Below are 13,303 nucleotides of genomic sequence, written 5' to 3'. Positions count from 1 at the left end.
TCAAGGCCTTTGAGCCGCCCGGCTCGGAGGTGCCCCGGCTCGAGGACGCCCCGGCTCAGAGGCGCCCGATGTCGCCCTTCGGCATCCGCGGCGCCCGCCGGGGCGGCACCCGCCCGCTGATCAGGATCAGCCGGGCCGCCCGATGCCGCTGCCCGGCGTACGGCTCCAGCAGGCGCAGCATCTCCGCGTCGTCCGCGTTCCGGTTCCCGGCCAGCGCCCAGCCCACGATTCCCGGCAGGTGGAGATCGCCGACCGTCACGGCGTCCGCCGCGCCATGACTGCGCTGCACGGTCTCCGCCGACGTCCACGGCCCGATGCCGGGCACCAGTTCCAGACGCTCCCGCGCCCGCTCCGGAGTCATCCGCGCCGCCTCCTCGAGCCGCGCGGCGACCCGCACCGCCCGCAGCACGGTCGAGGCCCGCTTGTCGTCGACCCCGGCCCGGTGCCACTCCCACGACGGGATCAGCGCCCAGGTCCGCGGGGCCGGCATGACGTACATCCCTGCGGGGGCGGGCCCGGGCGCCGGCTCCCCGAACGTGCGCACCAGCGTCCGCCAGGCCGCGTACGCCTCGACCGTCGTCACCTTCTGCTCCAGGACGGAGGGGATCAGCGACTCCAGTACCAGCCCGGTCCGCGTCAGCCGCAGCCCCGGCCGGCGGTGGCGGGTCAGCGCGAGCAGCCGGTGCCGCGGTACGAACGCGGACGGGTCGTCGGTGGCCCCGAGCAGCTCGGGCAGCTGCTCCAGCAGCCATGCGGCCCCCGGCCCCCACGCCTCGCCGCGCGCCTTCCCGCCGTGGGCCAAGACGCGCAGCGTCCCGGGTCCGAGCGGTGTGCGGCCGGTGCGCCACACCGAACCGTCCGGCGTCGCACGGAACGTGGGGTCGCCCTGCCCCCGCCGCAGCGGCCCGAGCACGAGGCCCAGGTCCAGCGGCCCGTCCGGCGTCCAGGTGCGCACCCGCCCCGGCGCGGCGGCCTGCCGGGGCACGGACGCGGGTACGCCGGCCTGCCCGCCGCGCACGGTCGGGCGCGGGGGCCGCGGAGCGAAACGTCCTGCCACGAGTGAGATCCAGGGTTGCCTTGGGGATGCCGTACGAGCCTATGCGGTCACCGGGAGACGACGAACGCCCCCGCGTCGCGCTCCGGCCGCGGCTTCGGCAGCTCCGCAGGATGCCCGACGGCGACCGCTCCCATCGGATCCCAGTCCTCGGGCAGCTCCAGCACCTCGCGCACCACGTCCCGGCAGAACATCGTCGAGGACACCCACGCCGAGCCGAGCCGCTCGCCGGCCAGCGCGACCAGGAAGTTCTGCACCCCGGCCCCGGCGGCGACCACGAACATCTCCCGCTCGGCGCCGTCCCGGCGCTCGTCGCCGTACTCGTGCGAGCCGTCCATGACGAGGCAGGGCACCACGAGGTACGGCGCGTTGCGCAGCACGTCCCCGCGCCGGATCCGCCGGGCGATCGACTCCTCGCTCTTCCCGTCCCGTCGCAGGTCCGCGATCCACGCCTCGCGCATCGCGTCGAGGAGCCGGGTGCGCGACTGTGCGGACTCGAGCAGCACGAACCGCCACGGCGTGGTGTGGTGCGGCGCGGGCGCGGTCACCGCCGCGGCCACCGCCCGCCGTACCGCGCCGGGGTCGACGGGCTCGTCGGTGAAGGACCGCACGGTACGCCGCTGGGTCACCGCCTCCCGCACGGCCTCGGAGGTCCCCAGCCGGAACATGTCGTCGCGCGCGTCCCGCACCATGGCCCGCGCTCCTTCCCCGTCCTCACCGTCCTCCCCGTCCTCCTCGGCCACCACGTGCCGCAGCCCGCGCACCACGGCGACGGGCAGCCCGGCGGCCTTGCCCTTGACCAGATCGCCCGCGGCGGCGAGTTCGTCGGCGGTGGCGACGACGGTGGCGCTCAGCGGGTTGCCGTGGGCGTCGGTGCCGCCGCGCAGATCGTCCAGCACGCGCACGCCCGCGGCGCCGATGGCGACGTCGGTCAGCCCCGCGCGCCAGGGTCGCCCGAAGGTGTCGGTGACGAGCACGCCGACGGTGACCCCGAGGGCGTCGCGCAGCCCGTCCCGGATGGCGCGCGCGGAGGCGTCCGGGTCCTCCGGGAGCAACAGGACGGTGCCCGAAGGGGTGTTGGACGCGTCGACTCCGGCGGCCGCCATGACGTGCCCCTGCCGGTTCTGCACGATCCGCAGCGGCCCGCGCCGGGCCACGACCCGTACGGTCTCGGCGTCGATGGCAGCCTCCCGGTCGGCCGCGTGGACCAGCCGCCCTTCGGCCTTGGAGACGATCTTCGAGGTGACGAGCAGCACATCCCCGTCGGCCAGCCCGGGTTCCGCGCCGGCGATGAGCTTGGCCAGATCGTCGCCCTGCGCGACCTCGGGCAGCCCGGGCACCGCCCAGACCCGGAACTCCGGGGCGGCCGGTGACTGCTCCGTCGTGCCGCTCATGCCCCGCGCACCTCCTCGGCCAGCGTGAGTGCCTCGTCCGCCATCCGGGCGGTGGCGTCGATGTCGGTCATCATCAGCGGCACCGCCCGGCACCGGATGCCCGCGGCCTCGACCCGCTCGACGGAGGCCTCGTCGACCGTGTCGACCAGCCAGCCGTCCAGCAGACCCGAGCCGTAGTGCTCGGCCACCGCCGCGGCCGTGGACTCCACGCCCACCGCGGCGAGGACCTTGTCGGCCATGCCGCGCACCGGCGCGTCCCCGACGATGGGGGACAGGCCGACCACCGGTACCCCGGCGTCGGCGATGGCCTCCCGGATGCCGGGCACCGCGAGGATGGTGCTGATGGAGACGACGGGGTTGGACGGCGGGAAGAGGATCACGTCGGCCGCGGCGATCGCCTCCAGCACGCCGGGCGCCGGCTTGGCCTGCTCCGCGCCGACCGGCACCACCGCGTCGGCCGGCACCGAGGCCCGCAGCCGCACCCAGTACTCCTGGAAGTGGACGGCCCTGCGCTCGCCGGGCCCCGGGGTGGCCCCGCTGTCGGGCAGCGTGACCGCGACATGCGTCTCCACCCGGTCGTCGGTCATCGGGATCAGCCGCACCCCCGGCTTCCACCGCTCGCACAGCGCCTCGGTCACCGCGCTGAGCGGATACCCGGCGCCGATCATCTGAGTGCGCACGATGTGCGTGGCGAAGTCGCGGTCGCCGAGCCCGAACCAGTCCGGTCCGACGCCGTACGCCGCGAGCTCCTCCTTGAGATGGAAGGTCTCCTCGGCCCGGCCCCAGCCCTGCTCCTCGTCGATGCCGCCGCCGAGCGTGTACATCACCGTGTCCAGGTCCGGGCAGATCTTCAGCCCGAAGAGGTGGATGTCGTCACCGGTGTTGCCGATGACCGTGACGTCCGCGTCCGGCACGGCCCGCTTCAGACCGCGCAGGAACCGGGCACCACCGATGCCGCCTGCCAGAACCACAATCCGCATGGAAACAGTGTGTCAGCCGCCGGGCCGACGCGTGGCGGCCTGTGGACAAGGGACAGGTCCGCGGTCTGTGGACGAGGAAGCCGACGCGCGGCGGCCCGTGGACCAGGGGCATGCCCCCCCGCGGGCGGCTCAGGCGCCGGTCGCGCCCGCCGGGTCGAGGTAGGCCCCCGCGCACCGGGCGGCGGAGTGGGCCGCCCCGGTCGAGGACCGGGGGTGCATGGGCATCTCGGTCAGACCGGGGAAGTACACGTGCAGGCTGACCGCCGGCTCCAGCGTGTCGTTGACGACCTCGTGCGCGTAGCCGGGCGCGAACACCCTCCCCCACTCTCGGCTTCGCTCGAGCGGGGGGACCCCCATCGCCCCCGCGCCCAACGTGCGGGTGGCCCGCGCGGTGCGCTCGGTCAGCTCGCCGTCCAGGACCGTGAGCACGCCGGAGGAGGGACCGTGGTCGTGCGGTCCGCTGCCCTGTCCGGGCACCCAGGACAGCAGCCACACCTCGTAGCCCGGGCCGGTGCGCAGCCGGTGGTACCAGCGGGTCGTCGCGTCGTAGCGGACGAGGTGTGCCCACTGGGCGCGGTCGGCGGCGATGGAGCGGGCCAGTCCGACGAACTCGGCCACGGTCGAGGGGTGTTCGCGGGGGGTCTGGAGCAGGTGCGGGACTTCGAGGATGTCGCCGGCGATCTGGAGGTCGCTGTCGCTGTTCATGAGGGTGGGGTGGTTCCTCGGTGAAAGAAGGTCAGAGGGAACGAGGGCCCGGCCGCGAAGGGCCGGACGACGGCTGGAGCACGCGTGCGCGCGTGGGGCTCAACAGCCGCAACAGCGACAGCTGTGGCGAACGTGGGCAGCACCGCGGGACCCGGCGGTGCGGGTCGTGGTGAGTACCGAGTTCGCGAGCATGCCCTCAAGGACAGCGGCTCACACCTTCACTGTCAACCTGACGCCCGGAATGTGGGACATGTTTCACCTCATCCGGTTCATCTCACAGGTGAAAGGTTTGCTCGTGGGGCCACCGGGACACATGGCGTCCATGCCGGGCGCGCAAGCCCCGTTGCGATCCCGTGATCAGACCGTGATCCGGGTCGCTTCGGTGCATGCGCCGGAACGAGATCGAAGTCCGGGTCGTCCTTCCCTGTGCGGGCTCCGTGCGGGGTGCGAGACCCTCGGGGCCTCGGCGGCGTGTCAGGGGTTATCCCGATTTGAACACTTTCCGCATGGCCTTGGTTCCGCAGAGTGAATAAGGGGCTCAATAGCAGATCTCGGCTTGACTCGCCCGGAGCAGCACACTTGTAATTTCACTCGTGTCGTTCAGCCGGACAGATAACGGCTGCATCACGGGGACGCGAAAGACAGACGAGGGGCGCACATGACCGAGCTGGTGCAGCAACTGCTGGTCGACGACGCGGACGAGGAGCTCGGCTGGCAGGAGCGCGCGCTGTGCGCCCAGACCGACCCCGAGTCCTTCTTCCCCGAGAAGGGCGGCTCGACCCGCGAGGCCAAGAAGGTCTGCCTCGCCTGCGAGGTCCGCTCCGAGTGCCTCGAGTACGCCCTCGCCAACGACGAGCGCTTCGGCATCTGGGGCGGCCTGTCCGAGCGGGAGCGCCGCCGTCTGAAGAAGGCCGCCGTCTGACCGCCGGAGCGCCGCAGGCTCCGCTCGCTCCCCCCGGAAGAACGTCCCGGAAAAACGTCACGAACGGCCCGTCGCAGGTGGGTTATCCACAGGCGGCGGGCCGCCTTGTTGGCCAGCCGATAGTGTGGTTGCTCGTCCGACACGCCCCCCTGCACCCAGCGGGCGCGGGCGTCCACCGCAGACCACCGAACCGGGGCCCGTATCTCGATGTCCGTGCACAGCCATACGGCAGCCCACTACGACGGCGCTGCCCCAGCGCCCGACCCGGCGCGCGCGACGGTGTCCGACCAGACCGGCACACCGGAGTACCCGCGCCACGTCGTCACTGCCGTGCTCGTCTCCCATGACGGCGCCCGCTGGCTGCCCGACGCGCTCGCCGGCCTGCTCGGCCAGGAGCGCCCCGTCCAGTACGCCGTGGCCGCCGACACCGGCAGCGGGGACGAGTCCGCCCAGGTGGTCACCGACGCCCTCGGCCCCGACCGCGTCGTGCACCTCGCCCGGCGCACCGGCTTCGGACAGGCCGTCGAGGAGGCCCTCCACGGCGCCCCGGTCCTCACCCCGGACGACCTGCCGTACCTCAAGCGCCCCAGCAGCTGGGACCCCGTCACGCGCACCTGGCGCGACGACGCCTACGACCTGCCCGAACTGCCCCACGGGGAGCCGGTGCAGTGGCTGTGGCTGCTGCACGACGACTGCGCACCCGAACCCGAGGCCCTGGCCGAGCTGCTGCGCGTCGTGGACAACGAGTACGAACTCGGCCGCGACGACGTGGCCGTCGTCGGCCCCAAGCTGCGCGGCTGGTACGACCGAAGGCAGCTCCTCGAAGTGGGCGTCAGCATCGCCAACTCCGGCCGCCGTTGGACCGGACTCGACCGGCGCGAGCAGGACCAGGGACAGCACGACCACGTACGGCCCGTGCTGTCGGTGTCCACCGCCGGAATGCTGATCCGGCGTGACATCTTCGAGGAACTGGGCGGGTTCGACCGCCGGATCCCCCTGATGCGCGACGACGTCGACCTGTGCTGGCGTGCCATCTCCGCCGGCCACCGCGTCCTGGTCGCCCCCGAAGCCGTCGTACGGCACGCCGAGGCGGCCTCCCGGGAGCGACGCACCGTCGACTGCGCCGGCCGCACCGCCGCCTCCCCGCACAAGGTCGACAAGGCCGGCGCCGTCTACACCCTGCTCGTCAACGTCCGTACGGCGGCACTGCCCTGGGTCCTGCTGCGGCTCGTCCTGGGCACCCTGCTGCGGACCGTCGCCTACCTTGTCGGCAAGGTCCCGGGACAGGCGGTGGACGAGATCCGCGGCCTGATGAGCGTTCTGCTCCGGCCCGAGCGGATCATCGCGGGCCGCGGCAGACGCGGCCGGCCGCAGATCGACAAGGGCGAGCTGCGGGCGCTGCTCCCGCCGCCGGGCGCCACCATCCGCGCCACGGTGGAACAGGTGGCAGGCAACTTCGTGGGCGGCTCCGACGCCGAGGCGTCCGCGGCCGGCCGGCACGGTAGCGCGATCGAGTCGGGGCCCGGCGGCGACGACGCCGACTTCCTCGAGGTCGAGCAGTTCGCCCGCCTCAAGCGCATCGCCCGCAAACCCGGCCCGGTGCTCTTCCTGGTGCTGCTGCTCGCCTCCCTGGCCGCCTGCCGCGGCCTGCTCGGCGGCGGCGCGCTCGCGGGCGGCGCCCTGCTGCCCGCACCCGCCGACTCCGCCGAACTGTGGTCGCGCTACCTCGACTCCTGGCACCCGGTGGGCGCGGGCGGCACCCCGTCCGCGCCGCCGTACCTGGCGATGGTCGCGATGCTCGCCTCCCTGCTGCTCGGCTCGGGCGGACTCGCGGTCACCGTCCTGCTGGTCGGATCGGTCCCACTGGCCGGGTTCACGGCGTACTTCGCCTCCCGCCCGCTGGTCCCCTCCCGTCTGCTGCGCGCCTGGGTCGCCGTCGCCTACGCCTTCCTGCCCGCCACCACCGGCGCGCTGGCCGGCGGCCGCATCGGCACCGCCGTGCTGGCCGTGCTGCTGCCGCTGATCGCCCGAGCGGGCGTCGCGGCCGGCGGCCTCGCCAAAGCCCCCGGCGCCCGCGGCAGTTGGCGCGCCACCTGGGCGTACGCCCTGCTGCTGACCATCACCACCGCGTTCACGCCGATCGTGTGGCCCATCGCGCTGCTGCTCGGCCTCGGTGTGCTGGTCGTCCGCCGCGACGACATCGTGGCCCACGGGCTGCGCTTCCTGGCCCAGTTGGGCACCCCGCTGCTGGTCCTCGCGCCCTGGTCGCTGTCGCTGCTGCCGTTCGGCTTCTTCCACGAGGCCGGCCTGGAGTACGGCGCCTCGGCAGCCTCCGCGCTCGACCTGCTCGGCGCCGGTCCCGGCGGACCCGGCACCATGCACGGGCTGATGCTCATCGGCATCGTCCTGGCCGCGCTGGCCGCCCTGCTGCGCTCCGAGCGCCAGTTCGCGATCTGGACGGCCTGGGCGGTCGCCCTGGTGGCGCTCGTCTTCGCCGTGCTGTCCAACGGCTCCACCTGGGCCGGCCCGGCCACCCTCGTCTACGGCCTCGCCCTCCTCGCCGCCGCCGTGATCGGCGCCGACGGGGCACGCGCCCGCGTGGCCGAGCAGAGCTTCGGCTGGCGCCAGCCGGTCGCCGCGCTCATCGCCTTCGCCTCGGCCGCCGGACCCCTGCTCGTCGCCGCCGGCTGGATGATCGGCGGCGCCGACGGACCGGTGGAGCGACGCGACCCCGTGCAGGTGCCCGCGTTCGTCGCCGAGGAGAGCGCCACCCGCGACCAGGCCCGCACCCTGGTCCTCGACAGCGACTCGCCCGCACACGTCGGCTACATGCTCGTACGCGGCTCCGGCGCCCGCATGGGCGACGCCGAACTCGCCGCGGTGAACGGCGCGAACCAGCAGCTGGACAAGGTCGTGGCCAACCTGGTCGCCGGCTCCGGCGCCGACCAGGCCGGCCAGCTCGGCGGCTACGCCGTGCGCTACGTCCTGGTCCACAAGGGCGCGCCCCGCGACGTCAGCCGCGTCCTGGACGCCACGCCCGGCCTCACCCGGCTCAGCCAGCAGGACGGCAGCGCCCTGTGGCGGGTGAACCGGGAGGTCTCGCGCGCCGCCGTCGTGTCCGCCTCGGGCTCGGGCACCGCCGAACCCGTCGCCGCGGGACCCGTCGAGATCCACACCACCATCCCGTCCGGGGCCGAGGGCCGCGTGCTGCGCCTGGCCGACTCCGCCGACGCGGGCTGGACGGCCACCCTGGACGGCAAGCCGCTCACCCGCACCACCGTCGACGGCTGGGCCCAGGGCTTCCAGCTGCCCGCCTCCGGCGGCAAGCTGGACGTCACCTTCGAGGACCCGTTCGCCCACACCGCCTGGCTGTGGGCCCAGGGTGCCCTCGCCGTCGTCCTCGTCGTGCTCGCCCTGCCCGGCCGGCGCCGTGACGTCGACGACGACCTGCCCGAGGAGGAGCTCGCTCCCGCCGAGGCCGTCGCCGGAGAGGGCCGCCGGGCCCGCAGGCTCCGGGCCCAGGCCGAGGCCGAGGAGGCCGCACAGGACGAGGCCGGTCACGAGGGGTTCGGTCCGGAGGAGCCCGGGCAGCAGGAGCCCGGAAAGGCGGAGTTCGCCCCCGAACCGGGCACCGTCCCGTCTGCCGCCCCGGACGAGGCACCCGCCGCCGTCCCGCACCAGCAGGCCTACGACGAGTGGGACACCACCGCCTACGCGGGAGCGACGGCCGAGTACGGCGCCTACGGCGACAACCAGTACCAGGACGACGGCCAGTACCAGGGCGCCCAGCCCCAGCAGTACCCGGCGGGCGGCTACGACCAGGCGTACCAGGCCGACCCGTACCAGGGCGCCCAGTACGACCCGTACGGCTACGACGGCCGGACGCCGGCGGCGCCGTACGACCAGACGACGTATCACCAGGGATACGAGGAGCCGTACGACCCGGCTCAGCACCACCCGCACGGCAACGGCAATGAGCGCCCCGACGGGAGCCAGCAGTGAACCGCACGACCCTGTCCCTGATCGCCGGCGTGACCGCGCTCGCCGCCGTCACCGGATTCGCCGCGCTGGAGACGCCGGAGGCCACGGGCGCCGGCACCGCCACGGCGGCCGCGCAACTGCCGGTCGAGCGCACCACCCTGGTGTGCCCGGCGCCGAGCACCTCGGACATAGCCGACACCGCGTACGCGTCCTTCACCCCCGTGACCACGGGCACCGGCAGCACGGGCAAGGCCCAGTTGCTGCCCGCCGGCGAGGCGTCGGACACGGGCGCCGGGAAGGGCACGGCCAAGGGCGGGACCAAGGACGGCGGAAAGAACAAGACCGCCAAGTCCGTCCTGGAGCCCAAGGAGCCCGGCACCCCCGTCACCGCCGACATCTCGGGCGGGGACGGGACCGCGCTGATCGGCACGGCCGAGGGCAAGTTCGCACCCGGCTGGACGGTGCAGCAGACCACCGAGGTCACCGTGGGCGCCGGCCGCGGCCTCCTGGGCGTGACCTGCACCCCGCCGGACACCCAGTTCTGGTTCCCCGGCGCCAGCACGGCCGCCGGCCGGTCCGACTACATCCACCTCACCAACCCGGACGACTCCCCGGCCGTCGTCGACATTCAGCTCTACGGCACGGAGGGCGTCGTGAAGTCGCCCGCCGGCGAGGGCATCACCGTTCCGGCGCACTCCAGCGAGCCGGTCCTGCTCTCCACGCTCGCCGATTCCCCGCAGCAGGACCTCACCGTGCACGTGAGCGTGCGCAGCGGCCGGGTCGGGGCGGCGGTGCAGTCCCTCGACAACAGTCTGGGCGGGGACTGGCTGGCGGCCTCGGCCGATCCTGCGGGCAGCCTGGTGCTCCCGGGCATCCCCAAGGACGCCACGGACGTACGGCTGGTCGCCTTCACGCCCGCCGACTCCGACGCCGACCTGACGGTGCGCCTCGCCTCCCCGTCCGGGCTGATCACGCCCGCGGGGCACGAGACGGTCCACCTCAAGGGCGGGACGACGACCGTCGTCGAACTCGGTGAGGTCACGCGCGAGGAGGCGGGCTCGCTGGTGCTGACCCCGACCTCGCGGTCGGTGCCGGTGGTCGCGGCGCTGCGGATCCTGCGGGGCAAGGGCGACCGGCAGGAGACGGCGTTCATCCCGGCGACCGGCCCGGTCGTGACCCGGGCGACCTCGCCGGACAACAGCGCCAAGGGCTCGACGCTGTCGCTGACGGCTCCCACCGCCACCGCGGAGGTCAAGGTCACCGCGTCGGCGGGCAGCGGCGGCGGCACGGCCGTGTCGAAGACCTACACGATCAAGGAGGGGACGACCCAGGACATCGTCCCGCCGGTGCCGTCCGGTCTGAAGGGGACGTACGCGGTCACGGTGGAGCGGGTCTCCGGCGGCCCGGTCTACGGGGCGCGCACCCTCACGGCGTCGCGGGAGGGCAGCTCCGGCTTCACGATCCAGACGCTGCCGGACGACCGGGGGATGGTGGCGGTGCCACACGCGGAGCAGGACCTGTCGGTGCTGCAGAAGTGAGCCTGGCGGCCCCCGGCGGGCAGGGGCGCTCCTCGTCGCGGCGGGGCGGTCAGTCCTCGCCGTACCGGGGGTCGACCGTCTCCGGGGTCAGCCCCAGCAGCTCGGCCACCTGTTCGACCACGACCTCGTGCACCAGGGCGGCCCGCTCGTCGCGGCCCTTGGTGCGGATCTCCACCGGCCGCCGGTAGACCACCACGCGCGCGCGTCGGCCCTCGCGCGACGCGACCGTACCTCCGAGCGGCACCACCTCGTCGCTCCACGCCTGCCCCGGCCCGTCCAGCCGCGGCACCTCCACCACGAAGAAGTCGATGTCGGCCAGTTGCGGCCAGCGCCGCTCCAGCCGGTCCACGGAGTCCTGCACCAGATCCGCGAACGCCTCGGCACGGCTCGCGGCGAGGGGCACCTGCGGCGGGGCGATCGGGCCGCGCATGCCCCGGCCGTGGCGATCACGTCGTCGGGGCCCGGGGCCGGCGGCACGGGGCGGTACACGGTTGTCCATCACTGCTGAAGGGTAGTCCCCGGCGTCCCCGCGCGCCCGGCTCCACGCGTCACCCCGGACATCGCGCGCCATCCCGGGCGCCGCGCCCGACACCGCGTCACGGCCTGCGTGACGGTGAGCATTTCAGCCAAGCTGGGGCTCGATTCCATATCTCTACGGGACCGTCAATATCAAGGTAATTGACTGATTTTGCACCCGGTCGTGACCGGATCCGGCTTGCCCGAGGTCCCGTCAGGCGGCGTTCGCGCAGGTCAGGGAAGTGTGACAGAAGGCGCTTCCGGGACGTTTCATGCCGCGACACGGTGGAGTGGCCTGGTGGAGAGTCGTCGCGGCCCGCTCAAGAGTGCGGTACCGTCCAACGTCGTGAGCCTTGTACGTCGCTGTTCGCGCACCGCTTGCGGCCGTCCCGCCGTAGCGACGCTGACGTACGTCTACGCCGACTCGACCGCTGTCCTCGGCCCGCTCGCGACCTACGCCGAACCCCACTGCTACGACCTGTGCGCCGAACACTCCGAGCGCCTCACCGCCCCGCGCGGCTGGGAGGTCGTCCGGCTCCTCGACGGCTCGGCTCCCGCGCGGCCCAGCGGCGACGATCTGGAAGCGCTTGCCAACGCCGTGCGCGAGGCCGCCAGGCCCCAGGAACGGGCGGCCGAGGCCGGTGGCGGAGCGCGTACCGCGGACCCGATGGAGGTCGCTCGCCGCGGCCACCTGCGCGTGCTGCGCTCGCCCGACAACTGACCGCGTCCGGCCGCGCACTCCTTCCGTCACCCGTGCCCCGCGCCTTCGCTGCCTCGTGTTCGCGCACCGACGGTAGTTTGTGGTGACCGATAGGACCTCAGAAGGGCTTGCCGTGGCTGCTGATCTGTCGCAGATCGTGAAGGCGTACGACGTACGCGGGGTGGTCCCGGATCAGTGGGACGAGTCGCTGGCCGAGCTCTTCGGCGCGGCCTTCGCCCAGGTGACCGGCGCCGAGGCCCTCGTGACCGGCCACGACATGAGGCCCTCCTCGCCCGGCCTGGCCCGCGCCTTCGCCCGCGGCGCGGCCCGTCACGGCGCCGACGTCACCGGGATCGGGCTGTGCTCCACGGACCAGCTCTACTACGCCTCCGGCGCCCTGGACCTGCCCGGCGCGATGTTCACGGCCTCGCACAACCCGGCCGAGTACAACGGCATCAAGATGTGCCGCGCGGGCGCGGCCCCCGTCGGCCAGGACTCCGGACTGGCGGACATCCGCGAACTGGTCGAGCGGTGGCTCGCCTCGGGCGCCCCGGAGCCGGCCGCCCGGCAGGGGACGATCAGCCGGCGTGACACGCTGCACGACTACGCCGCCTACCTGCGCTCCCTCGTGGACCTGGACTCCCTGCGCCACCTGAAGGTCGTCGTCGACGCGGGCAACGGCATGGGCGGCCACACCGTCCCGACCGTCTTCGACGGCCTGCCCGTCGACCTCGTCCCGATGTACTTCGAACTGGACGGCACCTTCCCCAACCACGAGGCCAACCCCCTCGACCCGGCCAACCTCGTCGACCTCCAGAAGCGGGTCCGCGCGGAGGGCGCCGACCTCGGCATCGCCTTCGACGGCGACGCCGACCGCTGCTTCGTGATCGACGAGCGCGGCGAGCCGGTCTCCCCGTCCGCGATCACCGCACTGGTCGCCGCCCGCGAACTGGGGAAGAACGGCGGCAAGGGCGTGATCATCCACAACCTCATCACCTCCTGGTCGGTCCCGGAGGTGGTCGAGGAGAACGGCGGCACGCCCGCCCGCACCCGCGTGGGCCACTCCTTCATCAAGGCCGAGATGGCGAGGACCGGCGCGATCTTCGGCGGCGAGCACTCCGCGCACTACTACTTCAAGGACTTCTGGAACGCCGACACCGGCATGCTCGCCGCTCTGCACGTCCTCGCGGCCCTCGGCGGCCAGGACGGCCCGCTGTCCGCCCTCGTCGCCCAGTACGACCGCTATGCCGGTTCCGGCGAGATCAACTCCACGGTCGACGACCAGGCCGCCCGCCTCACAGCGATCAGGTCGGCCTACGAAGGCCGCGCGGACGTCACCCTCGACGAACTCGACGGTCTCACCGTCAGCGCCGCCGACTGGTGGTTCAACGTCCGCCCGTCCAACACCGAACCGCTCCTGCGGCTGAACGCCGAGGCCCGCGACGAGCCGACGATGGCCAAGGTGCGCGACGAGGCCCTCGCGATCATCCGGGGCTGAGAGACCGTTCACCGC

Annotated in this window: 10 protein-coding genes; 5 read left to right on the top strand and 5 right to left on the bottom strand. The window is 73.6% G+C overall.

Annotated features, from left to right (window positions below; all coding sequences use genetic code 11):
• Positions 1-55 precede the first annotated feature (55 nt).
• The 4 genes from CG719_RS25285 to CG719_RS25270 all read right to left on the bottom strand — a co-directional run bounded on the left by CG719_RS25285 (position 56) and on the right by CG719_RS25270 (position 4,133).
• Positions 56-1,057, bottom strand: a complete 1,002-nt coding sequence (locus CG719_RS25285; protein WP_100570988.1) for a DNA-3-methyladenine glycosylase family protein — start codon at positions 1,055-1,057, stop codon at positions 56-58.
• 47 nt (positions 1,058-1,104) lie between these two features.
• Positions 1,105-2,448 (bottom strand): coenzyme F420-0:L-glutamate ligase, encoded by a 1,344-nt coding sequence (locus CG719_RS25280; RefSeq protein WP_100570987.1) that lies wholly within the window; start codon positions 2,446-2,448, stop codon positions 1,105-1,107.
• Positions 2,445-3,428: a 2-phospho-L-lactate transferase gene (gene cofD / locus CG719_RS25275; RefSeq protein ID WP_100570986.1), complete on the bottom strand. Its 984-nt coding sequence runs from the start codon at positions 3,426-3,428 to the stop codon at positions 2,445-2,447. The genes CG719_RS25280 and cofD overlap by 4 nt, the downstream gene beginning before the upstream one ends.
• Positions 3,429-3,557: 129 nt before the next feature.
• Positions 3,558-4,133: a cysteine dioxygenase gene (locus tag CG719_RS25270; protein ID WP_100570985.1), complete on the bottom strand. Its 576-nt coding sequence runs from the start codon at positions 4,131-4,133 to the stop codon at positions 3,558-3,560.
• A 658-nt stretch (positions 4,134-4,791) separates the two neighbouring features.
• On the opposite strand from CG719_RS25270, the gene CG719_RS25260 reads away from it, so the two are divergent.
• The 3 genes from CG719_RS25260 to CG719_RS25250 all read left to right on the top strand — a co-directional run bounded on the left by CG719_RS25260 (position 4,792) and on the right by CG719_RS25250 (position 10,574).
• Complete coding sequence (locus tag CG719_RS25260; RefSeq protein ID WP_003975777.1) at positions 4,792-5,055, top strand: WhiB family transcriptional regulator; 264 nt, start codon at positions 4,792-4,794, stop codon at positions 5,053-5,055.
• A gap of 207 nt (positions 5,056-5,262) precedes the next feature.
• Positions 5,263-9,057 (top strand): glycosyltransferase family 2 protein, encoded by a 3,795-nt coding sequence (locus CG719_RS25255; protein ID WP_100570984.1) that lies wholly within the window; start codon positions 5,263-5,265, stop codon positions 9,055-9,057.
• On the top strand, positions 9,054-10,574 hold the full coding sequence (locus CG719_RS25250; RefSeq protein ID WP_100570983.1) for a DUF5719 family protein: 1,521 nt from the start codon (positions 9,054-9,056) through the stop codon (positions 10,572-10,574). The genes CG719_RS25255 and CG719_RS25250 overlap by 4 nt, the downstream gene beginning before the upstream one ends.
• Positions 10,575-10,623: 49 nt before the next feature.
• Here the strand turns inward: CG719_RS25250 and CG719_RS25245 are convergent, their stop codons facing one another.
• Positions 10,624-11,073, bottom strand: a complete 450-nt coding sequence (locus CG719_RS25245) for a metallopeptidase family protein (protein ID WP_100570982.1) — start codon at positions 11,071-11,073, stop codon at positions 10,624-10,626.
• A 315-nt stretch (positions 11,074-11,388) separates the two neighbouring features.
• Here CG719_RS25245 and CG719_RS25240 point away from each other — a divergent pair, with 315 nt between their 5' ends.
• The gene (locus CG719_RS25240) at positions 11,389-11,811 is read left to right on the top strand and encodes a DUF3499 domain-containing protein (RefSeq protein WP_100570981.1); all 423 of its coding nucleotides are present in this window, start codon (positions 11,389-11,391) and stop codon (positions 11,809-11,811) included.
• A 112-nt stretch (positions 11,812-11,923) separates the two neighbouring features.
• Positions 11,924-13,288 (top strand): phosphomannomutase/phosphoglucomutase, encoded by a 1,365-nt coding sequence (locus tag CG719_RS25235; RefSeq protein WP_100570980.1) that lies wholly within the window; start codon positions 11,924-11,926, stop codon positions 13,286-13,288.
• Positions 13,289-13,303: the final 15 nt, after the last annotated feature.

Source organism: Streptomyces sp. CB01373 (genome assembly GCF_002803075.1).
In the GTDB taxonomy this organism is placed as follows: domain Bacteria; phylum Actinomycetota; class Actinomycetes; order Streptomycetales; family Streptomycetaceae; genus Streptomyces.
Note: the sequence above shows the minus strand (reverse complement) of the source record. Positions and strands in the feature narration are given on the sequence as shown.

Bases quoted from the DNA above. Each gene is read 5' to 3' on its own strand.
- CG719_RS25280 (WP_100570987.1), bottom strand. From the start codon at position 2,448: ATGAGCGGCACGACGGAGCAGTCACCGGCCGCCCCGGAGTTCCGGGTC.
- cofD (WP_100570986.1), bottom strand. From the start codon at position 3,428: ATGCGGATTGTGGTTCTGGCAGGCGGCATCGGTGGTGCCCGGTTCCTG.
- CG719_RS25270 (WP_100570985.1), bottom strand. From the start codon at position 4,133: ATGAACAGCGACAGCGACCTCCAGATCGCCGGCGACATCCTCGAAGTC.
- CG719_RS25260 (WP_003975777.1), top strand. From the start codon at position 4,792: ATGACCGAGCTGGTGCAGCAACTGCTGGTCGACGACGCGGACGAGGAG.
- CG719_RS25255 (WP_100570984.1), top strand. From the start codon at position 5,263: ATGTCCGTGCACAGCCATACGGCAGCCCACTACGACGGCGCTGCCCCA.
- CG719_RS25245 (WP_100570982.1), bottom strand. From the start codon at position 11,073: ATGGACAACCGTGTACCGCCCCGTGCCGCCGGCCCCGGGCCCCGACGA.